Source organism: Kitasatospora sp. NPDC004289 (genome assembly GCF_053602875.1).
In genome coordinates this window covers 1-19,948 of record NZ_JBSGEL010000089.1, presented here as the reverse complement: position 1 = coordinate 19,948, position 19,948 = coordinate 1, and the positions used below count along the sequence as shown (strand labels likewise).

At 73.7% G+C, this 19,948-nt stretch carries 16 protein-coding genes; 5 read left to right on the top strand and 11 right to left on the bottom strand.

Going from position 1 to position 19,948, the window contains the following annotated elements:
• Positions 1 to 8 precede the first annotated feature (8 nt).
• Entirely contained in the window at positions 9 to 1,160 is a 1,152-nt protein-coding gene (locus ACWEPF_RS35470; RefSeq protein WP_452175819.1) for a hypothetical protein, read from the top strand.
• A 75-nt stretch (positions 1,161 to 1,235) separates the two neighbouring features.
• Here the strand turns inward: ACWEPF_RS35470 and ACWEPF_RS35465 are convergent, their stop codons facing one another.
• The 5 genes from ACWEPF_RS35465 to mmuM form a co-directional block, all read right to left on the bottom strand.
• Positions 1,236 to 2,831, bottom strand: coding sequence for an FAD-dependent oxidoreductase (locus tag ACWEPF_RS35465; protein ID WP_452175826.1), 1,596 nt, complete (start codon positions 2,829 to 2,831; stop codon positions 1,236 to 1,238).
• A 134-nt stretch (positions 2,832 to 2,965) separates the two neighbouring features.
• Positions 2,966 to 4,486, bottom strand: a complete 1,521-nt coding sequence (gene glpK, locus ACWEPF_RS35460; protein ID WP_452175818.1) for a glycerol kinase GlpK — start codon at positions 4,484 to 4,486, stop codon at positions 2,966 to 2,968.
• 91 nt (positions 4,487 to 4,577) lie between these two features.
• Complete coding sequence (locus tag ACWEPF_RS35455; protein ID WP_345284064.1) at positions 4,578 to 5,297, bottom strand: MIP/aquaporin family protein; 720 nt, start codon at positions 5,295 to 5,297, stop codon at positions 4,578 to 4,580.
• 344 nt (positions 5,298 to 5,641) lie between these two features.
• Complete coding sequence (locus ACWEPF_RS35450) at positions 5,642 to 6,406, bottom strand: IclR family transcriptional regulator (RefSeq protein WP_345284062.1); 765 nt, start codon at positions 6,404 to 6,406, stop codon at positions 5,642 to 5,644.
• 92 nt (positions 6,407 to 6,498) lie between these two features.
• On the bottom strand, positions 6,499 to 7,419 hold the full coding sequence (gene mmuM, locus ACWEPF_RS35445; protein WP_452175817.1) for a homocysteine S-methyltransferase: 921 nt from the start codon (positions 7,417 to 7,419) through the stop codon (positions 6,499 to 6,501).
• A gap of 110 nt (positions 7,420 to 7,529) precedes the next feature.
• Here mmuM and ACWEPF_RS35440 point away from each other — a divergent pair, with 110 nt between their 5' ends.
• Positions 7,530 to 8,045 carry an NUDIX domain-containing protein gene (locus ACWEPF_RS35440; protein ID WP_345284058.1) on the top strand — a complete coding sequence of 172 codons (516 nt, stop codon included), beginning with the start codon at positions 7,530 to 7,532 and terminating at the stop codon, positions 8,043 to 8,045.
• Here ACWEPF_RS35440 and ACWEPF_RS35435 read toward each other — a convergent pair.
• Positions 8,036 to 8,944: a DUF6777 domain-containing protein gene (locus tag ACWEPF_RS35435; RefSeq protein ID WP_452175816.1), complete on the bottom strand. Its 909-nt coding sequence runs from the start codon at positions 8,942 to 8,944 to the stop codon at positions 8,036 to 8,038. The two genes, ACWEPF_RS35440 and ACWEPF_RS35435, sit on opposite strands and share 10 nt — an antisense overlap.
• Here ACWEPF_RS35435 and ACWEPF_RS35430 point away from each other — a divergent pair.
• Positions 8,877 to 9,656, top strand: coding sequence for a hypothetical protein (locus ACWEPF_RS35430; RefSeq protein ID WP_452175815.1), 780 nt, complete (start codon positions 8,877 to 8,879; stop codon positions 9,654 to 9,656). The genes ACWEPF_RS35435 and ACWEPF_RS35430 overlap by 68 nt on opposite strands.
• A 30-nt stretch (positions 9,657 to 9,686) precedes the next feature.
• Positions 9,687 to 10,937, top strand: a complete 1,251-nt coding sequence (locus tag ACWEPF_RS35425) for a streptophobe family protein (RefSeq protein ID WP_452175814.1) — start codon at positions 9,687 to 9,689, stop codon at positions 10,935 to 10,937.
• A 7-nt stretch (positions 10,938 to 10,944) separates the two neighbouring features.
• Here ACWEPF_RS35425 and ACWEPF_RS35420 read toward each other — a convergent pair whose 3' ends face one another.
• From ACWEPF_RS35420 to ACWEPF_RS35410, 3 genes are read right to left on the bottom strand one after another with little or no spacing between them, the layout of a single operon-like run.
• Entirely contained in the window at positions 10,945 to 11,922 is a 978-nt protein-coding gene (locus ACWEPF_RS35420) for a serine/threonine-protein kinase (protein WP_452175813.1), read from the bottom strand.
• Complete coding sequence (locus ACWEPF_RS35415) at positions 11,919 to 12,419, bottom strand: hypothetical protein (RefSeq protein WP_452175812.1); 501 nt, start codon at positions 12,417 to 12,419, stop codon at positions 11,919 to 11,921. The genes ACWEPF_RS35420 and ACWEPF_RS35415 overlap by 4 nt, the downstream gene beginning before the upstream one ends.
• 9 nt (positions 12,420 to 12,428) lie before the next feature.
• Complete coding sequence (locus tag ACWEPF_RS35410) at positions 12,429 to 14,765, bottom strand: FHA domain-containing protein (protein ID WP_452175811.1); 2,337 nt, start codon at positions 14,763 to 14,765, stop codon at positions 12,429 to 12,431.
• A gap of 180 nt (positions 14,766 to 14,945) precedes the next feature.
• Here ACWEPF_RS35410 and ACWEPF_RS35405 point away from each other — a divergent pair, with 180 nt between their 5' ends.
• Positions 14,946 to 16,964 (top strand): acetoacetate--CoA ligase, encoded by a 2,019-nt coding sequence (locus tag ACWEPF_RS35405; RefSeq protein ID WP_452175810.1) that lies wholly within the window; start codon positions 14,946 to 14,948, stop codon positions 16,962 to 16,964.
• A 166-nt stretch (positions 16,965 to 17,130) separates the two neighbouring features.
• Here the strand turns inward: ACWEPF_RS35405 and ptsP are convergent, their stop codons facing one another.
• Together ptsP and ACWEPF_RS35395 are read right to left on the bottom strand one after the other, a co-directional pair.
• Complete coding sequence (ptsP, locus tag ACWEPF_RS35400) at positions 17,131 to 18,801, bottom strand: phosphoenolpyruvate--protein phosphotransferase (protein WP_452175809.1); 1,671 nt, start codon at positions 18,799 to 18,801, stop codon at positions 17,131 to 17,133.
• 138 nt (positions 18,802 to 18,939) lie between these two features.
• The gene (locus ACWEPF_RS35395) at positions 18,940 to 19,389 is read right to left on the bottom strand and encodes a PTS sugar transporter subunit IIA (RefSeq protein WP_380148771.1); all 450 of its coding nucleotides are present in this window, start codon (positions 19,387 to 19,389) and stop codon (positions 18,940 to 18,942) included.
• Positions 19,390 to 19,948: the final 559 nt, after the last annotated feature.

Sequence of the window (19,948 nt, the reverse complement as noted above, 5' to 3'; positions counted from 1 at the left end):
GGGCGTACGTGTCCGCGAGGTACTGGGACCCGGTCCCGGCGGCTCTCCGGGAGGTCGCCCGGGATGGTGACCCGTTCGACGGCCGCTGGGCCGAACGCAACTGGCGCGGTGTCCCGGGCCCGTTCTACGGCACCGTCCGGGAGGCCGACTCCCCGCCGCGCGACGCCGCCGAGCTGCTCGCCCACGAGGAGCGGGTGGTGGCCGACCTGGTCTACCGTCAGCCCACCGACGTCCTGCAGGTCCAGAGCCTGGTCGCCGAGGTCCGCAAGCACCCCGACCGCCACTACGCGATGGACGGCGACCAGCACTGGACCCCGGCCGCCGTCCGGGCCTGGTGGTACGAGCGCGGCCGGGTCAAGGAGTGGGCCCTCAAGGCCGCCGCGCACCGCGCCGGCACCGGCGACCGGGAGCAGGACCAGCTGGTCCAGGAGCTGCGCGGGTACGTCGACTACATCGACCAGCTGCTCCAGGAGGACCTGCGCGGCTACCTGTTCTGGCTGGAGGAGCGCCGCCTCCCCGAGCGCTGCGACCGGCTGCCCCTGCTGGTGAAGCAGACCCGCCGCCTGCCCCCGCCGCGCTCCACGGACGAGGCCGCCGTGGTGGCCGGCTACCTGGTGGTCGAACCGGAGGGGGACGAGGTCTCCGTCGCCGCCTGCCGGGTCGGCCAACTGCCGCGGGACGACCACTGGTTCTCCTCCCGGGAGGCCGCGCTGGCGGCCTGCGCCCGGCTGCGGATCGGGCCGCCGGCCCGGCTGCTCGGACTGCTGGTGACCCCCGGTCAGGCGAAGGTGCTGGCCAGGGCGGTCCGCAAGGCCGACGGCGATGACCCGGTGCTGCTCGCCAACCTCGCCTCCCCGCCCGCCCTCGACGAGGGCGGCACCCGCCTCGGCTGGGAGGTGATCGGCTACGACGCCGGCCACCTGCACACCTGGCGCTGCCACGACCCCTCCGCGGACGCCCTCGCCGAACTCGGCGTCCGCACCGGCCCGGACGGCCTGTTCGCCGACCTGGCCGACGCGGAGCGGGTCGCGGCCGTGCTCAACGGATGGAGCGCCGACCGGCCGGCCATCTGGTTCGCGGGCGAGGTGCTCGGCTGGCCCGGTCCCGCGAAGGCCGCCACCGACGGGCCCGGCTCCTGGCGGAACCGACCGCGCCGCTGAACGCCGGAACGGCCCGCCCCCCGTGGCAAGGGGCGGGCCGTCCGGCCGTACTGACGGTGTCTTGCTTCTGGTCGCCTACTTCTTTCCGCGCTTCGCGAGGAAGGCGTCCACCTCGGCCCGGATCTCCGGGGTGTCGAGCCCACGGACCGTCATGGTGGTGCGGCGGCGCAGGACGTCGTCCGCGGTGTACGCCCACTCGTTGTCCGCGGCGTACGCGACCTGGGCCCAGACGTCCGGGCCGTCGGCGTGGATCGGCTCGCCGAGCTCGGGGTTCTCCGCGATCAGGTGGGCGATCTCGAAGGAGAGGGTGCCGTAGTGCGAGGCCAGGTGCTTGGCCACCAGCGGCTCCATCCGGGAGCCGGGCTCGCGGTCCACCAGCAGGCGGTGGGCCACCGCGTTCGGGGCGCCGACGCCGGGCAGCGGGACGGTGGCCGGGATCGGGGACATGTCCTCGCGCAGGCCGGTGCCGGGCACGTGGGCCAGCTTCTCCAGGACGGTGCGGCCGATGTGACGGTACGTCGTCCACTTGCCGCCGGCCACCGAGAGCATGCCGCCCCGGCCCTCGGTGACGACCGTCTCGCGCTTGGCGGCGGCGGTGTCGCCCGGGCCGCCGGGCAGCACGCGCAGGCCGGCGAAGGCGTAGGTGATCAGGTCGCGGTCCAGGTGCTCGTCGCGGATCGCGTGGCCGGCCTCGCCCATGATCTGGTCGATGTCGGCCTCGGTGGCGCGCACGTCGCGCGGGTCACCGGTGTACTCCTCGTCGGTGGTGCCGAGCAGGACGTGGTCCTCCCACGGGATCGCGAACGACACGCGGTACTTGTCGATCGGGATGGTGAGCGCCGCGCGCCACGGGGTGCGCCGCTTGACCACGACGTGCGCGCCCTTGGAGAGGCGGATGGACGGGGCGGCGCCCTTGTCCTCCATCTGCCGCAGGTGGTCGACCCACGGGCCGGTGGCGTTGAGCACCAGGCGCGCGTCGACGCCGAACTCGGTGCCGTCCAGACGGTCCTTCAGCTCGGCACCGGTCACCCGGCCGCCGGTGAAGCGCAGTCCGGTCACCTCGGCGTGGTTGAGCACCACGGCCCCGGCCTCGACCGCCGCGCGCACCGTCATCACGGCGACCCGGGAGTCGTTCATCTGGTGGTCGCCGTAGACGGCGACCGAGCGCAGGCCCTCGGTGCGCAGCGCGGGCACCTGCTGGGCGGCGTGCGCGGCGGTGGAGACCCGGCCCATGCCGTCGCGGAAGGCGGAGAGCGCGGAGTAGAGGAAGACGCCGGCGCCGAGCTTGGTGGCGCCGTGCGGGCCGCCCTTGTAGACCGGCACGAAGAAGGTCAGCGGGTTGACCAGGTGCGGGGCCACGTCGGTGGAGAGGACGCGGCGCTCCTTGTGGTTCTCCGCGACCAGCTTGACCGCGCCGGTCTGCAGGTAGCGCAGGCCGCCGTGGACCAGCTTGGAGGAGGCGGAGGAGGTGGCGCCGGCGAAGTCGCCCGCGTCCACCATGGCGACCTTGAGGCCCGACTGGGCGGCGGTCCAGGCGGTGGCGGTGCCGAGGATGCCGCCGCCGATCACCAGGAGGTCGTAGGTGGCCTTGCCGAGCAGCTCGCGGGCCTCGGCGCGGGAGGCGGTACGGCCGGTGGTGTAGCCGGCGCCCAGGGTCGGGATGGAAGCCATGGTGTGTGTTGCGGTGCCGGTGCGGGCGGCGCCGCGTCTCCTCTCGTAGTACTGCGCTGCGGCCTCCTGCTGAGAGGCCGTCAAGAAACGACGCTGGCCGGTCGGGGCCGCTGCGGCCCCGACCGGCGTGACGGTCAGCTCTCCTCGTCCTCCTCCACCCAACCCATGGTGCGCTCCACGGCCTTGAGCCACTTCTTGTACTCCCGCTCGCGGGTGGCCTCGTCCATCCGGGGGGTCCACTCGGCGGCGCGGTGCCAGTTGGCCCGCAGGGTGTCCAGGTCCGGCCAGAAGCCGACCGCCAGGCCGGCCGCGTAGGCCGCGCCCAGCGCGGTGGTCTCGGCCACGTAGGGCCGCTCGACCGGGGCGTCCAGGACGTCCGCGATGTTCTGCATGAGCAGGTTGTTGGAGGTCATCCCACCGTCCACCTTGAGGGCGGTGAGCTCCACGCCGGAGTCCTTCTGCATGGCGTCGACGACCTCGCGGGTCTGCCAGGCGGTGGCCTCCAGCACGGCGCGGGCCAGGTGGCCCTTGGTCACGTACCGGGTCAGACCGGCGATCACACCGCGGGCGTCGGAGCGCCAGTACGGGGCGAACAGGCCGGAGAAGGCCGGCACGAAGTAGGCACCGCCGTTGTCGTCGACGGTCGAGGCCAGGGTCTCGATCTCGGCGGCGGTGGAGATGATGCCCAGCTGGTCGCGCAGCCACTGCACCAGCGAGCCGGTGACCGCGATCGAGCCCTCCAGGGCGTAGACCGGGGCCTGGTCGCCGATCTGGTAGCCGACGGTGGTGAGCAGGCCGTGGTACGAGTTGACGATCTTCTCGCCGGTGTTCAGCAGCAGGAAGGTGCCGGTCCCGTAGGTGGACTTGGCCTCGCCCTCGTTGAAGCAGGTCTGGCCGAACAGCGCGGCCTGCTGGTCGCCGAGCGCGGCCGCCACCGGGACGCCCTCCAGGTCGCCGACCGCGTGGCCGTAGACCTCGGCGGAGGAGCGGATCTCCGGGAGGACCTGGAGCGGGACGCCCATCGACTCGGCGATCCGCTCGTCCCAGGCGAGGGTGGCGAGGTTCATCAGCATGGTGCGGCTGGCGTTGGTCACGTCGGTGACGTGCTTGCCGCCGTTGACGCCGCCGGTGAGGTTCCAGATCACCCAGGTGTCCATGGTGCCGAACAGGATGTCGCCGGCCTCGGCGCGCTCGCGCAGGCCCTCGACGTTGTCCAGCAGCCAGCGGATCTTCGGGCCGGCGAAGTAGCTGGCCAGCGGGAGGCCGGTCTCGCGGCGGAAGCGGTCCTGGCCGACGTTGCGGCCCAGCTCGCGGCAGAGCGCCTCGGTCCGGGTGTCCTGCCAGACCAGCGCGTTGTGCACCGGCTGGCCGGTGTTCCTGTCCCACAGCACGGTGGTCTCGCGCTGGTTGGTGATGCCGATGGCGCGGATGTCGTCCTTGGTCAGTCCGGCCTTCTCCAGCGCGCCGCGGACCACGGACTGCACCCGGGTCCAGATCTCGGCGGCGTCGTGCTCGACGTAGCCGGGCTGCGGGAAGATCTGGCTGTGCTCCTGCTGGTCGACGGCGACGATCCGGCCGTCCTCGCCGAAGATGATGCAGCGGCTGGAGGTGGTGCCCTGGTCGATCGCGGCGACGTAGTTGCCAGTGGAGGTCATGGAGGGTCCTCGGCTCGAATGGGGGTTCGGGAAGATCGGGCTGACGAGTGGTCAGTCCCCGTGCTCAGGAGTGGGGCAAACCAACAGGCTGTCAGAACGCCAGGTGGTAGAAGCCGCCGGCCAGCAGGCCGCCGATGACGGGGCCGGCCACCGGCACCCAGGCGTAGGACCAGTCGGAGCCGCCCTTGTGCGGGATGGGCAGCAGGGCGTGCACGATGCGCGGGCCCAGGTCACGGGCCGGGTTGATGGCGTAGCCGGTCGGGCCGCCCAGCGAGAGGCCGATGCCGACCACGGTGAAGGCCACGATCAGGATGCCGGTGCCGGACAGGCCCAGGCCCTTGGTCAGGCCCTGGGTGAGGATGGCCAGGCAGAGCACGAAGGTGCCGATGATCTCGGTGAGCAGGTTCTGCACCGGGTTCCGGACCTCGGGGCCGGTGGCGAAGATGCCCAGGGTGGGGGCGTCGTTCGCCTGGAACTGGCCGAGGTAGGTGACCCAGACCAGGGCGGCGCCGATCATCGCGCCGAGCAGCTGGCTGCCGAGGTAGAGCGGGACCTTGCCCCACTCGCCGGTGTCGGCGGCGATCGCCAGCGTGACGGCGGGGTTCAGGTGGGCGCCGGACTTCGGGGCGGACATGTAGGCGGCGATCATCACCGCGAAGCCCCAGCCGAAGGTGATGGCGAGCCAGCCGGCGTTGACGGCCTTGGACTTCTTGAGGGTCACTGCGGCGCAGACGCCGCCGCCCAGGAGTATCAGTGCGGCGGTGCCGAGGGTTTCGCCGACAAAGATGTCGCCGTTGGTGAACGCGGACACAAAGGACTCCTTCGTCCGTGACCGGAGCAGGTGGGGGAGGTGCACGTTCCCGTCCCGGGGTCGTGCGCTGACGGGTGGCGTTCCGGTCGCTCCGGACACCGTTCGACAATGTCGACCGTCATGCGGAAGCTTCCCCCTGTCGTCGCCCCCGCGTCAAGGGCGGGTGACCGACCTGTGATCCATCACTCACGGTGATCCCCCGGTGCCGGGGAAATCAGCACCCTTGTCACCGGAAAAGCGGACAAAACGCAGAGGCGCGGGCAGGAATCAACCTGCCCGCGCCTGCGGGAAGCTCACGAAGCGTCAGATGTGACCGCTGGAAACGCCTGGCTAGAAACGCCCGGCTAGAAACGCCCGGCACCCAGGTCCCGGGAGATGGCCCGGGCCGCGCTGCGCACCGAGGCCACCAGGGAGGGCTTCACGAACCCGTCCTCGCAGACGCGCTCCACCGCCCCGCTGATGCACACCGCCCCCACCGGATTGCGCCGGCGGTCCTGGATCAGCGCGCCGATCGAGGCCACGCCGTCCCAGGTCTCCTCCACCGCCGCGGCCCAGCCCCGCTCCCTGGTCAGCGCCGCCTCGGCGTCGATGTCCGCCAGGTCGGTGAGCGTGCGCGAGGTGTACGACTCCAACGGCCCGTCGCCCAGCTCGCCCCGGGCCACCGGGTCGTACGCCAGCAGCACCTTGCCGAGCGCGGTGGAGTGCAGCGGCTGCATCGAGCCCACCTCCAGCACCTGCCGGGTGTCGTCCGGGCGGAACACGTGGTGCACGATCAGCACGCCCTGCTGGTGCAGCACCCCGAGGTAGACCGTCTCCCCGCTGGCCCGGGCCAGGTCGTCGGCCCAGACCAGCGCCCTGGCCCGCAGCTCGTGCACGTCCAGGTAGCTCTGCCCGAGCCGGAGCAGCTCGGCGCCCAGCTGGTACTTCCCGCTCTCCGGGTCCTGCTCGACGAACCCCTCCTGCTGGAGGGTGCGCAGGATGCCGTGCGCGGTGCCCTTGGCCAGGTCCAGCGCGGTGGCCACCTCCGACAGGCCCAGCCGCCGTTCGCCACCGGCCAGCAGCCGCATGATCGCGGCAGCCCGGGAGAGCGACTGGATCGGCCCTGGCATGTGTACCTCCGCTGACAGGCGGTCGACATTGTCGACCGCAGTGGTATCGCCCCGAGTCTGCCAGGCCGACGGCCGGGCGTGCACGTTCTCCGTCAGCGACTGTCAGTTCCGTCGGTCACGTCGGCCTCCCGCACCACCCGGGCGAGCGCCGCGATCTCCGCCGGGCCGACCCGGCAGCACCCTCCCACCAGCCGGGCCCCGTCCGCCAGCCACTGCGCCACGCGTTCGGGCACGAAGGTCGAACCGCCCCGCCAGTCGCGGGCTCCGGCGTCCCAGCCCTCACCGCTGTTCGGGTAGACCACGACCGGCTTCCCGGCCGCCTCCGCCACCACCTTCACCGCACGGTCCGCGTCCTGCGGCGAGCAGCAGTTCACCCCGACCGCCACCACCTCCGGCACCCGGGCCGCCAGCGCCGCGGCCTCCGCCAGCGGCTGCCCGGCCCTGGTCCGCTCCCCGTCGACCGAGAACGACAGCCAGGCCGGCACCCCCAGCCCGCCCAGCACCCGCAGCACCGCCTCGGCCTCCACCGCGTCCGGCACCGTCTCCACCGCCAGCACGTCCGGCCCGGCCGCCGCCAGCACCTCCAGCCGCGGCCCGTGGAAGTCCACCAGCTGACCGACCGTCAACCCGTACCGCCCCCGGTACTCCGACCCGTCCGCCAGCACCGCCCCGTACGGCCCCACCGAGGCCGCCACCCACTCCGGCCCCGCCGCCCGGGCCAGCGCCACGCTCTCCCCGAGCAGCCGCACGGCCTCCTCGGGCTCGACCCCCCGCCGTGCGAAGCCCTCGAAGCTCGCCTGGTAGCTGGAGGTGATGACCACCTGGGCGCCGGCCTCGACGTACGCCCGGTGCGCCGCCGTCAACGCCGCCGGATCGTCCGCCAGCAGCCGCGCCGACCACAGCTCGTCCGAGAGGTCCTGCCCCGCGTCCGCCAACTGGTTCGACAGCCCCCCGTCCAGCACCAGCGGCCCCGCCGCCAACGCCCGCACGAACGCGTTCCCCACTGTCCTCACCCTCCGTACGCCGACCACCGCACGCTACAACGCGCAAGATCGCCGACGGATGCCCGTCCCGTCCCGCGAGACACTGACGCACCGTCACCCGCTCCGACTAGCATCCAGCCATGACAGGCCCCTTCACGCACTGCCACTGGTGCGGCACCCCGTACGCGCCCGGCACCACCACCTGGCCGCGCACCTGCCCCGGCTGCGGCGAGATCAGCTACCGCAACCCGCTGCCGGTCGCCGTCGCCCTCCAGCCCGTCGAGCAGCCGGACGGCACCCGCGCCCTGCTCGTCATCCGCCGCACCATCGAGCCCGGCTACGGCGAGCTCGCCCTCCCCGGCGGCTACATCGACTACGGCGAGAACTGGCAGACCGGCGCCGCCCGCGAACTCCGCGAGGAGGCCGGCCTGGAGGTCGACCCCGCCCAGGCCCGGCTGGCCGACACCGGCAGCGACGAGCGCGGCGCCTTCCTGATGCTCTTCGCCCTCTTCCCGCCGCGCACCCTCGACTCGCTGCCGCCGTCCGTCCCCACCGACGAGACGGACGGCTGGCACCTGCTCACCCTGCCGACCAGGCTGGCCTTCCCGCTGCACACCCAGATCGCCGAGGCCTGGTTCAAGGGCGCCTACGACTGACCGGCGGCCGGGCTCTGCACGGGGCTGCGCACCTGGCTCTGGGCCGGGCTCTGCTGCTGTCCCTGGCTCTGCTGTCCCTGGCTCTGCTGGGCCGGGCTCTGCACCTGCCGCTGGCTCGCACCGCCCGACGGCGACGCCGCCTTGCTCTGCGCAGCCGAGCCCGAACCGGACCCGGCTCCGGACGGCGCGCCGGACTGCTGCTGCCCGACCGACGGCGAACCCGACCGGCCGGAGGGCGAGGAGGACGGGGACCCGGGGGACTGCGAGCCCGGCGAGGCGGAGCCCGACTCGGACGGCGAACCCGAACCCGAGGACGAGCCCGAGGACGAGGCGGAGCCGGAGGCCGACGGCGATCCCACCCCGTGCGAGAACGACTGCCCGCTCGACGGGTCCACCACCGTCACGTCCTTCAGCGGCGACGGCGCCGGGCTCACCACCACGGTGTCCTGCGGCTTGAACGCCGGCCACGGCGTCCCCGAGTACGCCGGCGGCACCGCCAGCGCGGCCGGCGGCAGCAGCGGATTGCCGCAGGCACACCGCACCCGGGGCAGCCCGCGCCCGTCGATCAGCACCGCCGTCCCGCTCTGCAGCACCGACTGGTACGGGGTGGCCACGCCGTTGGCGAAACCGTGGTTGGTCACCCGGGTGTCCGAACGCAGCACCACCGGGGTGAGCGAGCGCAGGTAGGGGTCGATGGTGGACGGGTCGATGCCCAGCACCCCGGCCCAGGCCCTGCCCTTGGCCTGATCCGACGTCAGGAAGGCCGACAGCTTCGGCACGTCACAGCTGGCCGTCTGCCGACTGCCCCCGTACAGGCCCGGGTCCGAACCCGTGACCGTCCGGCCCGTCGCCGACCCCGAGGCGCTCGCCGCCCCGGAAGCCGTCGCGCTCTCCGACATCGCCACCACCGCCACCGACCCGGTGAACGGATCGGGCCCGGACGCCGCCACCGGCTGCAACGCCACCTGCGGCGCGGCCTCCGTCTTGGTGTCCTTCCCGCCCCCGTTGGTCAGCACCACCGTCAGCACCGCGGCCCCCGCCGCCACGGCCACCACCGCCAACCCCTTCGGCCCCCGCCACCACGGCCTGCGCCCGCCCCCGCCACCCCCGGCCGGCACCAACCGCCGCCCCCCGTCCCCGGGCGGCCCGACGCCTGACGCCCCGCCACCCGACGGCCCGTCACCCGAGGGCGGCCCTCCGTTCGGCCCCGACAGCGGCCCGGACGGCGGCCCCGACACCACCCCGCCGGACGAGGCTCCCGACCCCGCGGCGGACCCGGCACCGCTCGGCGGCTCCACCGGCGGGGTCGCCCCGACCTCCGTGGGCGGCCCGCCCGCCGACGGGCGGGGCATCGCGGGCTCGGTCGGCGACGGCCCGCCACCCCCCGAAGGCGGACCCGAGTACGGACCGGTGGGTTCGGACGGCGGTTGGGAGCTCACGAGCTGCCTCCAAGGGCTGCGCTTCTGCCTTCCCCCGCCGCTCATTCTCGACCCGCCCACCCCACCCGTCGCGCCGACCACCGCCGTCCGTGGTGACCCCGGTGGCCCCGCGCCCCCTGGCGTCACCGCTTCCGGCTCGCCGACCGTGCGCGCCCGGCCGAAGCTGAGGTGATCAGGGAACCCCCGTCCACCGGGAGCCGCCATGCCGTCCCAGGCCGGTACGCCGTCCACCGCCGCGCGCCACCTCCGTCCCTGGGCGGAGGCGCTCCTCACCGCCGTCGTGCCGCTGCTCCTGATGGCAGGCCTGGCAACTCTCGGCCTCTGGCTGGCCGGAGCCGACTCCCTGCCCGACGGCGCGTTCCCCTCCGTGGTCGCCGCCACCGTGCTGATGGCCCTCGGCGTGCCCGTCGAGCTCAACGGCACCGCGGCCTTCGTCGCCGAGGCGCAGGGCGGCCTCGAAGCCATGCCGCTCTCCGTCACCCTGCTCGGCGCCCTCGCCACCGCCCACCTCTTCCTCCGCCCGTTGCGCCTGCGCGCCGTCGCCACCCCCGCCGAACTCGCCGCCAGAGCGGGCCGCACCGCCCTCCTCTGGCTGGTCCTGATCACCCTGCTCCGGCTCCCCGCCGAGCACAGCTTCGCCGTCCCCACCGGCGACCCCCTGCTCGACGACCTCGGCGCGGCCTTCGGCGCCGCCCCGACCGTCGGCTTCCGCACCGCCCTGCTCCCCACCCTCGGCATCGGCCTGCTCTGGCTCGCGGGCGTCCTGCTGCTCACCCTGCTCGCCTCCCGCCGCGCACCCCTCCCTCCCGCCCTGCTGCGGTACCGCTCCGCCGTCCAGCCCGCCGCCCACGCCGTGCTCACCCTGCTGCTGCTCTACGTCGCCCTCGCCGCGGTCGCCGGCCTGGTCACCGCAGCCGTGGCCGGCCACCCCCGCACCACCTTCGCCGTCCTCCTGCTCGCCCTGCCCAACCTCGCCTGGCTGGCCCTCGGCATCGGCCTCGGCGGCGCCTGGCACGGCTCGGCCCCCACCGACATCGGCCTCCCCATGCCGCCCGCCCTCGCCGAGGTCCTGCGCGTCCCCTCCGGCCAGGACGCCACCCTCGACCTCTCCACCCTCGCCGCCCACGACGGCCGCGCCTGGCTGCTCGCTGCCCTCGCCGCCGTGACGCTGCTGCTCGCCGGCTACGGCGCCGCCCGCCACACCCCGCCCGGCACCCGCCCCTGGCAGTACGCGGCCCACCTCGCCGCCGCCCTCGCCGCGGCGGCCCTCCTGCTCGGCCTGGTGACCCGGATCTCCGCCGCCCTGGGCCTGTCCCTGCTCGGCTTCGACGCGGCCGGCGGCGGCGTCTCCCTCACCCCCGACCTGCTGCGCACCGTCCCGCTCGCCGCCCTCTGGGGCGCCCTGGCCGGCCTGCTCGGCGGCCTCGCCGCCCGGCGCCGTCAACCCCGCTGACGGCCCGTCACTGCTCCCGGACGAACACCGGCCACGCCCACGCGGGCGGCACCGGATCCTCCTCCACCGCCGGCACCACCGGCACCACCTCGGTCGGCGTCGGCCCCGCGGCGACCACCACCGGCCGGCCGTCGTCCGCCGCCCGCAGCGCCGCCACGAACTCCAGGCACGAGGCGTACCGCTCCTCCGGAGTCTTCGCCAAGGCCCGCCCCAGCACCCCGTCCAAGCCCGTCGGCAGGTCCGGCCGCAGCTCGCGCACCGACGGCGCCTCGTCGTGCAGGTGCGCCCAGAGCAGCGCCAGGTCGTCCTCCCGCCGGAACGGCGGAGTCCCCGTCAGCTCCTCGTAGACCACGCACCCCAGGCTGTAGACGTCGCACCGCCCGTCCACCGGCCGCCCGGAGATCTGCTCCGGCGCCACGTAGTCCAGCGTCCCGACGAACTGCCCGACCGTGGTCAGCCCGGTCAGCGAGAGCGACTTCTTGGTGAGCCCGAAGTCGGTCAGGTAGACGTGCTCGGGGTGGTCGCTGTCCGTCCCCTCCGCCACCAGCACGTTCCCCGGCTTCACGTCCCGGTGCACCAGCTGGTGCGCGTGCGCGGCGTCCAGCGCCGAGGCCACCTGCGCGGTGATCCGCACCGCCTGCCGCACGGTGAGCGGCCCCTGACGGTCCAGCAGCGCCCGCAGGTCCCGGCCCCGCACGTAGCGCATCGCGATGTACAGCACCCCCTCCGTCTCCCCGGCCTCGTACACCGGGACGATGTGCGGGTGGTCGATCGCCGCCGCGGCCCGCGACTCGCGGGCGAAGCGCTCGCGGAACACGTCGTTGCGGGCCAGCTCCGGCGCCAGCAGCTTGACCGCCACCGTCCGCCCCAACCGCAGGTCCTCGGCCCGGTAGACCACCGCCATCCCGCCCCGCCCGATGATCTTCTCCAGCCGGTACCCGCCGAGCTGCTGCCCGCTCAGGTCCGCCTGCGTCACCCCGTTCACGCCCGCCCCGTCCCGCCCTCGGCCGGCTCCACGGTGGCGTACGGCTGCAGCTGCGCCGCCGCGCAGTACGACCAGCGCCCCCGCTCCACGTCCAGCAGCCAGGCCGAGGGCCCGTCCAGCACCGCGCCGACCCGCAGCCCCGCCGTCCGGGCCCGGAAGTCCTCCAGGCTGAGCCGCCCGTCCGCGTACTCGTCCAGCAGCTCCCGGTAGCGGCCGATCGCCGCCTCCAGCTCGGCCAGCAGCGGCCGCGGGTCGGCCTCGGTGGCGACGGGCCGCCCGGCGGCGGGCGGGCGCTGGGGGAGGGCCACCAGCAGGCGCCCGTCCACCCAGCAGGTCCAGCCGTTGGAGCAGACCACCCGGGCCCAGTCCCCGCTGGCGCCCGCCAGCATCACCGGCAGCAGCGCGTCCAGCCGCGCCGAGGGCCGGGACGGGTCCGGCCCCTCCCAGCTGGGCAGCCCGCCCTCGGGGACCACGTGCGTGCTGCGGAAGCCCTCCACCGCGCCCGCCTAGCCGCGCATCACGGCCGGCTCCTGCCGCCGCAGCAGCCGGAGCACCAGGAAGCCGAACACCACCGACAGCCCGAGCAGCACGCCCATGTCCAGCAGCCAGGTCGACAGCTGGTGGCGGAACAGCGGATCCGCCGTCAGCTCGCCCGGCACCGCCTGCCGCAGGTCCACCGTGGCGGCCATCGCGGCCAGCGCCCAGCGGGAGGGCACCAGCCAGGAGAGCTGGTTGAGCACCGGCACCCCGTTCAGCTGGAGCAGCGCCCCGCAGAACACCACCTGCACGATCGCCAGCAGCACCAGCAGCGGCATGGTCACCTCCTCCTTCTTCACCAGGGCGGAGACCACCAGACCGAGCATCATCGCGGTGAACGAGAGCATCGCCACCGCCAGCGTGATCTCCAGCAGCGGCGGCATCAGCACCCCGCCACCACCCTGCGGTCTCAGCTTCACCCCGGCCAGGCCGACCAGCGTCAGCACCACCGCCTGGACCACCGTGATCGTCCCCAGCACCACGATCTTCGACCAGAGGTACGCCGATCTGGAGAGCCCCACCGCCCGCTCCCGCTGGTAGATCGAACGCTCCTTCACCAGCTCGCGCACCGCGTTGGCCGCGCCCGTCAGCACGCCGCCCACGCACAGGATCAGCAGCCCGTTCAGCGCCGTGTCCGGGCCCAGGCTGCTACCCGCCAGCGCCCGCGCCATCGCACCCATCACGAACGGCAGCGCGATCATCACCGCAAGGAAGGTCCGGTCCGCCGTCAGCGCGTTGGCGTACCGGCGCACCAGCGTCCCCAGCTGCGACCACCAGCCCTGCGGCGGCGGCACGGGGGAGGGCACCGCGGCGGAGACCTCGGGCCGCGCCGGGCGCTCCAGGGTGTCCGCGATGTACCGGCGGTGCTCGTCCGAGCCGTGGTACTGACCGGCCCAGTCCCGGGCCCGGTCCTCCTCGAAGGCCTCGAAGGCCTCCGGCCACTGCGCGAAGCCGAAGTAGCCCAGCGCCTCCCCGGGCGGCCCGAAGTAGGCGATCTTCCCGCCCGGCGCCAGCATCAGCAGCCGGTCGCACAGGTCCAGGCTGAGCACGCTGTGGGTGACCACCACCACCGTCCGCCCGTCGTCCGCCAGCCCGCGCAGCATCTGCATCACCGAGCGGTCCATCCCCGGGTCCAGGCCCGAGGTCGGCTCGTCCAGGAACAGCAGCGAGGGCTTGGTCAGCAGCTCCAGCGCCACGCTCACCCGCTTGCGCTGACCGCCCGACAGGCTGGAGATCACCTGGTCGGCCCGCTGCTCCAGCCCCAGCTCGCCGATCACCTCCTCCACCCGGGCGGCCCGCTCCTCCGGCGTGGTGTCGCCGGAGAACCGCAACTCGGCCGCGTAGCGCAGCGCCCGACGGACCGTCAGCTGGGTGTGCAGGATGTCGTCCTGCGGCACCAGCCCGATCCGCCGGCGCAGCTCCGCGTAGTCCCGGTACAGGTCACGGCCGTCGTAGCGGACCGAACCCCGGTCCGCCGGACGCAGCCCGGTCAGCGCGTTCAGCAGGGTGGACTTGCCCGCCCCGCTCGGCCCGGCCACCGCCAGCAGGCACTTCTGCCCGACCGGGAAGGTCACCCCGTCCAGCAGCCGCCGCCCGCCCGCGACCTCCACCACCAGGCCGTCCACGTCCAGGTCCACGTCCCCGGTGTCGACGAACTCCTGCAGCTCGTCCCCGACCAGGCAGAACACCGAGTGCCCGATCCCGACCAGGTCCTCCGGGCCGACCAGGGCCACCGTCACCGGCGAGCCGTTCAGGAAGGTCCCGTTGTGGCTGCCCACGTCCGCGATCTCGTACCGGCCGTCGGGTCTCGCCCGCAGCTCGGCGTGGTGCCGGGAGACCGAGAGGTCGTCCAGCACCAGGTCGTTGTCCTCGGACCGGCCGATCCGGACCACCCGCTCCGGCAGCCGCTGCACCCTGGTCGGCGGCCGGTACGAGCCGGTGATCCTGGTCAGCGCGGACGGTGCCCGCACCGTCCTGGTGGGCTCCGGCAGCGCGGCCAGCGTCGCGTACGGGCCGTCCTGCGCACTGCCGAAGCGCAGCGTGCTGCCCGGTGCCAGATCCAGATGGCTCACCCGTTCCCCGGAAGCCCAGGTCCCGTTGGTCGAGCCGGTGTCGTCGAGCGCCCAGTGGTCGCCGTCCACGTGGAGAACCGCGTGATGCCAGGACACCCGGGGATCGCTGAACACGATCTCCCCGGCGGGATCACGCCCGACGTGGTACTCGCGACCCGGGCTCATCACCTGCGAGTCGCCGTCGGTCTCCAGCAGGAGCTGCGGCGCGTAGGGCGCGAAAGTTCGCTCTCCCATACACCGATGCTAGGCCCGGGCCCCGCAGCGGGCCCGGTGACCGGAAACCCCGAGGTGGCGAAGGTGCGGGGACACCCTGGCGCGGACCGACGATCACGTGGCAGAGTCCCAGCCGACAGCGTCGTCCGGACGGGACCCACAAGGCACCCGTCCCCTGCCACCGGCCGGGAGTACACCACCGTGAGCACCCCACACCAGGACCAGCCCCTCTGGCGGCCCGACCCCGCTCGCGCCGCCGAAACCCAGATCGTCGCCTTCCAGGCCTGGGCCGCCGAGCACCACGGCGCCCCCGCCGCCCCGCTCGCGCCGGTGGCCGGCGACGACGAGGCCGCCGCCCGGTACGCCGCGCTGCACGCCTGGTCCACCGAGGACCTGTCCCGCTTCTGGCGGGCCGTCACCGAGTGGTTCGACGTCCGCTTCTCCGAGCAGCCCACCGCCGTCCTCGGCTCCGCCGCGATGCCCGGCGCCGAGTGGTTCCCCGGAGCCCGGCTCAACTACGCCGAGCACGTACTGCGCCACGGCGAAGCCGACGGGAACGCCGACAAGCCCGCGATCCTGCACCTGGACGAGAAGACCACCGAGCCCGTCCCGGTCAGCTGGGCCGAGCTCCGCCGCCAGGTCGCCGCCCTCGCCGGCGCCCTGCGCGAGCGCGGCATCGCCCCCGGCGACCGCGTCGCCGGCTACCTGCCGAACATCCCGCAGGCGATCGTCGCCCTGCTCGCCAGCGCCGCCGTCGGCGCCGTCTGGACCAGCTGCGCCCCCGACTTCGGCGCCCGCAGCGTGCTCGACCGCTTCCAGCAGCTGGCCCCCGTCGCCCTGATCACCGTCGACGGCTACCACTACGGCGGCAAGGACCACGACCGCTCCGAGGTGGTCGCCGAGCTCCGCCGCGAGCTGCCCACCCTGCACACCGTGGTGCACGTCCCGCTGCTCGGCACCCCCGCCCCCGAGGGCGCCCTCGCCTGGGCCGACCTGACGGCCGGTCAGGCCGAGCCGGTCTTCGAGCAGGTGCCCTTCGACCACCCGCTCTGGGTGCTCTACTCCTCCGGCACCACCGGCCTGCCCAAGGCCATCGTCCAGGGCCAGGGCGGCATCCTGGTCGAGCACCTCAAGCAGGCCGGCCTCCACCTGGACCTCGGCCCCGAGGACCGCTTCCTCTGGTACACCTCCACCGGCTGGATGATGTGGAACTTCCTGGTCGCCGGCCTGCTGGTCGGATCGACCGTGGTCACCTACGACGGCAGCCCCGGCCACCCCGACACCGGCGCCTTCTGGTCCGTCGCCGCCCGCACCGGCGCCACCGTGCTCGGCACCTCCGCCGCCTACGTGATCGCCAGCCGCAAGGCCGAACTCCACCCCGGCCGCGACCTCGACCTCTCCGCCGTCCGCTGCCTCGGCACCACCGGCTCCCCGCTGCCGCCCGACGGCTTCCAGTGGATCTACGACGAGGTCAAGCCGGACGTCTGGCTCGCCTCCGTCAGCGGCGGCACCGACGTCTGCTCCTGCTTCGTCGGCGGCGTCCCCACCCTCCCCGTCCACCTCGGCGAGATCCAGGCCCCCTGCCTCGGCGCCGACGTCCAGGCCTGGGACGTCCAGGGCAAGCCGCTCACCGACGCCGTCGGCGAACTGGTCGTCACCAAGCCCATCCCGTCCATGCCGGTCGGCTTCTGGGGCGACGAGGACGGCCGCCGCTACCACGACAGCTACTTCGACACCTACCCCGGCATCTGGCGCCACGGCGACTGGATCACCGCCACCTCCCGCGGCACCGTGGTCATCCACGGCCGCTCCGACTCCACCCTCAACCGCCAGGGCGTCCGGATGGGCTCCTCGGACATCTACGAGGTGGTCGAGCGCCTCCCCGAGATCCGCGAGTCCCTGGTGATCGGCCTGGAGGAGGAGAACGGCGGCTACTGGATGCCGCTCTTCGTCGTCCTCGCCCCCGGCGCGGTGCTCGACTCCGACCTGACGGGTCGCATCCGCACCTCGCTGCGCACCGAACTGTCGCCCCGTCACGTCCCCGACGAGGTGATCGCCGTCGAGGGCCTCCCGCACACCCTCACCGGCAAGCGCATCGAGGTCCCGGTCAAGCGCCTCCTCGCCGGCACCCCCCTCGACCAGGCCGTCAACCCCGGCTCCGTCGACAACCTCGACCACCTGCGCTTCTTCGAGACCCTCGGCCGCACCCGCCGCAGCTGACCCCTTCGGGGGCGCGGGCACCGTACGCGGTTACACCGGGGGCGCGAGGAACTGCGCGAGGCGGAAGGCGACGCACCTGCAACTGACCCGCCATCAGTCAGTTGCAGGTGCTGCCGTTCCCCTGCGCGCAGTTCCCCGCGCCCCCGGTGTAACCACCCACGTGGTGCTACTCGCCGGAGAGCACCTGCTGCGCCGCGGCCTTGGCCTCCTCGGCCGAGTCCGCCGCACGGGCCGCCTCCGCTGCCCGCTGACACTGCGCCAGCGTGTACTTCGCCAGCGTCGAGCGCACGTACGGGATCGACGCCGCGCCCATCGACAGGCTGGTGACACCAAGACCGGTCAGCACACAGGCCAGCAGCGGGTCGGAGGCCGCCTCGCCGCAGACGCCGCAGCTCTTGCCCTCGGCCTTGGCCGCGTCCGCCGACAGCGCCACCAGGTCGAGCAGCGCGGGCTGCCACGGGTCCTGCAGCCGGGCCAGCGCACCGACCTGACGGTCCGCCGCGAAGGTGTACTGCGCCAGGTCGTTGGTGCCCAGCGAGAGGAACTCGACCTCCTGCAGGATCGAGCGGGCCCGCAGCGCGGCCGACGGGATCTCCACCATCGCGCCGAACTTGGCCTTCAGCCCGGCCTCCCGGCACGCCTCGGCGAAGGCCTTGGCATCGGTCCGGTCCGCCACCATCGGGGCCATCACCTCGAGGTACACCGGCAGGCCCTCGGCAGCCTTGGCCAGCGCGCGCAGCTGAGTCCGCATCACCTCGGGGTTCTCCAGCAGCGTGCGCAGCCCGCGCACGCCCAGCGCCGGGTTCGGCTCGTCCGCCGGGGTGAGGAAGTCCAGCGGCTTGTCCGCACCGGCGTCCAGCGCCCGGACCACCACGCGGCCCTCGGGGAAGGCCTCCAGCACCTTGCGGTACGCCTCGACCTGCTTCTCCTCGCTCGGCGCCTTCGCCGAGTCGTCCAGGAACAGGAACTCGGTGCGGAACAGCCCGACGCCCTCGGCGCCCGCGTCCAGCGCGGCCGGCAGGTCACCCGGGCCGCCGACGTTGGCCAGCAGCGGCACCTTGTGCCCGTCCGAGGTCTGCCCCGGGCCGGAGGAGGCGGCCAGCGCGGCCTTGCGCTCGGCGGCCACCGCCCGCAGTGCGGCCTGCTTCTCCTCGGTCGGATCGGTCAGCACCTCACCCGTGGAGCCGTCCACCGCGACCATGGTGCCCTCGGGCACCTCGCTCGCCCCGGCCAGGGCGACCACGGCCGGCACGCCCATGGCCCGGGCCAGGATGGCGCTGTGGCTGGTCGGCCCGCCCTCCTCGGTCACGAAGCCCAGCACCAGGGTCGGGTCCAGCAGCGCGGTGTCGGCCGGCGCCAGGTCCCGGGCGAAGAGCACGTACGGCTCGTCGCTGTCCGGCACGCCCGGCATCGGCACGCCGAGCAGCCGCGCCACGATCCGGTTCCGCACGTCGTCCAGGTCGGCCACCCGGCCGGCCAGGTAGTCCCCGGCCGCCGCGAGCAGCGCCCGGTACGCCGCGAAGGCGTCGTACACGCCGCGCTCGGCACTGCTGCCGACCGCGATCCGCCGGTTCACGTCGGCCATCAGCTCGGGGTCCTGCGCCATCAGCGCCTGGGCCTCCAGCACGGCCTGGGCCTCACCGCCGGCCAGGTTGCCGCGGGCGATCAGGTCCGCCGCGACGGCGTCCACGGCCGCCTGGGCACGGGCCTGCTCGCGGGGTGCGTCCTCGGTCGGGATCTGGGTGGCCGGGGGCTCCAGCACGGCCGTGCCCATGTGCCGGACCTGGCCGATCGCGACACCGTGGCTGACACCTACGCCTCGCAGCGCCTGTTCCATGAGTGGGTTCCTTTCACCCGGGTGCGGGCCCGCCGTCCGGACGTGGGGTCACGGCCGGGCCGGGTACTTGCCGGCCGTCCCACCCTCTTGGTCGGGGGAGTGGGACGGCGCGGCGGTCTTACGACTTCTTGGGTGGAGCTAGTTCCAGGTGAAGAGCGCGTCGCCGCCGGCGACCTCGCCGCTCTCGGCGACCGCGGCCAGCGCGTCCGGCGCGGCCTCGAGCGCCACGATCGGGGAGATCGGCGACTTGCCGGCCTTCTCGACCTCGGCGGGGTTCCAGCGGATGACCGCCTGGCCGCGGGTGACGGTGTCGCCCTTGTTCACCAGCAGCTCGAAGCCCTCGCCGTTGAGCTGCACGGTGTCGATCCCCAGGTGGGTCAGTACCCCGTGCCCGTCCGCGTCCACCACCACGAAGGCGTGCGGGTGCATCGACACGACGACCCCGTCCACCGGAGCCACCGCCTCGGTGAGCTCCCGGACCGGGTCGATGGCGGTACCGGGGCCCACCATGGCCCCGGCGAAGACGGGGTCGGGGACGTTCGCGAGCCCGACGGCGCGACCGGCCAGCGGCGAGGTCACAGTGGTCATGGTGGGGTCCTCCCAGAGACGCGGCACAGCGAGCCGCCGCGGGCAGCGACGGTGTGATCGTTCTGAAGCCTAAATCATGCCAAGTTCGGACATTTCGCAAGCGCCCCCGAGGGTGGTTCGCGGGTGACGATCCCGCCCGACTGGCGCACAACTGCACTCGGTGCCACCCGTCACCCCTGCTGGCAGGGGCCTCGACGGCCTCAAGTGGTCTAGTCCTCTTGGTCGATGTGCCGCACTCTACGCCATGTGGGTGAGACCGGACGATCGCGCCGATCGGGGTGCATAGAGGGGTGTGAACCACGGCCGACGGGCCGAACGGGTGACCGGCCGCGCGCCTCGATTAGGCGCTCCGTCGAGGAAGGGCTATGGTTTGTCGAGTCGCCGCGAGACGGTGATGAACACCAGATGACGGGTTCGCAAAAACTTGGTGAAAACCTGGTAAACGGATCTGCTAAGCTGGTGGAACGAACGAAGCGCCCGGAGGGCCCGCTGGAAGGCGGACCGAAGGAAGCCACCGTTCCTTGAGAACTCAACAGCGTGCCAAAAGTCAACGCCAGAT

Coding starts and splice junctions, on each gene's coding strand:
- ACWEPF_RS35465 (WP_452175826.1), bottom strand. CDS start 2,831: ATGGCTTCCATCCCGACCCTGGGCGCCGGCTACACCACCGGCCGTACC.
- ACWEPF_RS35395 (WP_380148771.1), bottom strand. CDS start 19,389: ATGACCACTGTGACCTCGCCGCTGGCCGGTCGCGCCGTCGGGCTCGCG.
- ptsP (WP_452175809.1), bottom strand. CDS start 18,801: ATGGAACAGGCGCTGCGAGGCGTAGGTGTCAGCCACGGTGTCGCGATC.
- glpK (WP_452175818.1), bottom strand. CDS start 4,486: ATGACCTCCACTGGCAACTACGTCGCCGCGATCGACCAGGGCACCACC.
- ACWEPF_RS35450 (WP_345284062.1), bottom strand. CDS start 6,406: ATGCCAGGGCCGATCCAGTCGCTCTCCCGGGCTGCCGCGATCATGCGG.
- ACWEPF_RS35435 (WP_452175816.1), bottom strand. CDS start 8,944: ATGTCGGAGAGCGCGACGGCTTCCGGGGCGGCGAGCGCCTCGGGGTCG.
- ACWEPF_RS35410 (WP_452175811.1), bottom strand. CDS start 14,765: ATGGGAGAGCGAACTTTCGCGCCCTACGCGCCGCAGCTCCTGCTGGAG.
- ACWEPF_RS35440 (WP_345284058.1), top strand. CDS start 7,530: ATGACAGGCCCCTTCACGCACTGCCACTGGTGCGGCACCCCGTACGCG.
- ACWEPF_RS35425 (WP_452175814.1), top strand. CDS start 9,687: ATGCCGTCCCAGGCCGGTACGCCGTCCACCGCCGCGCGCCACCTCCGT.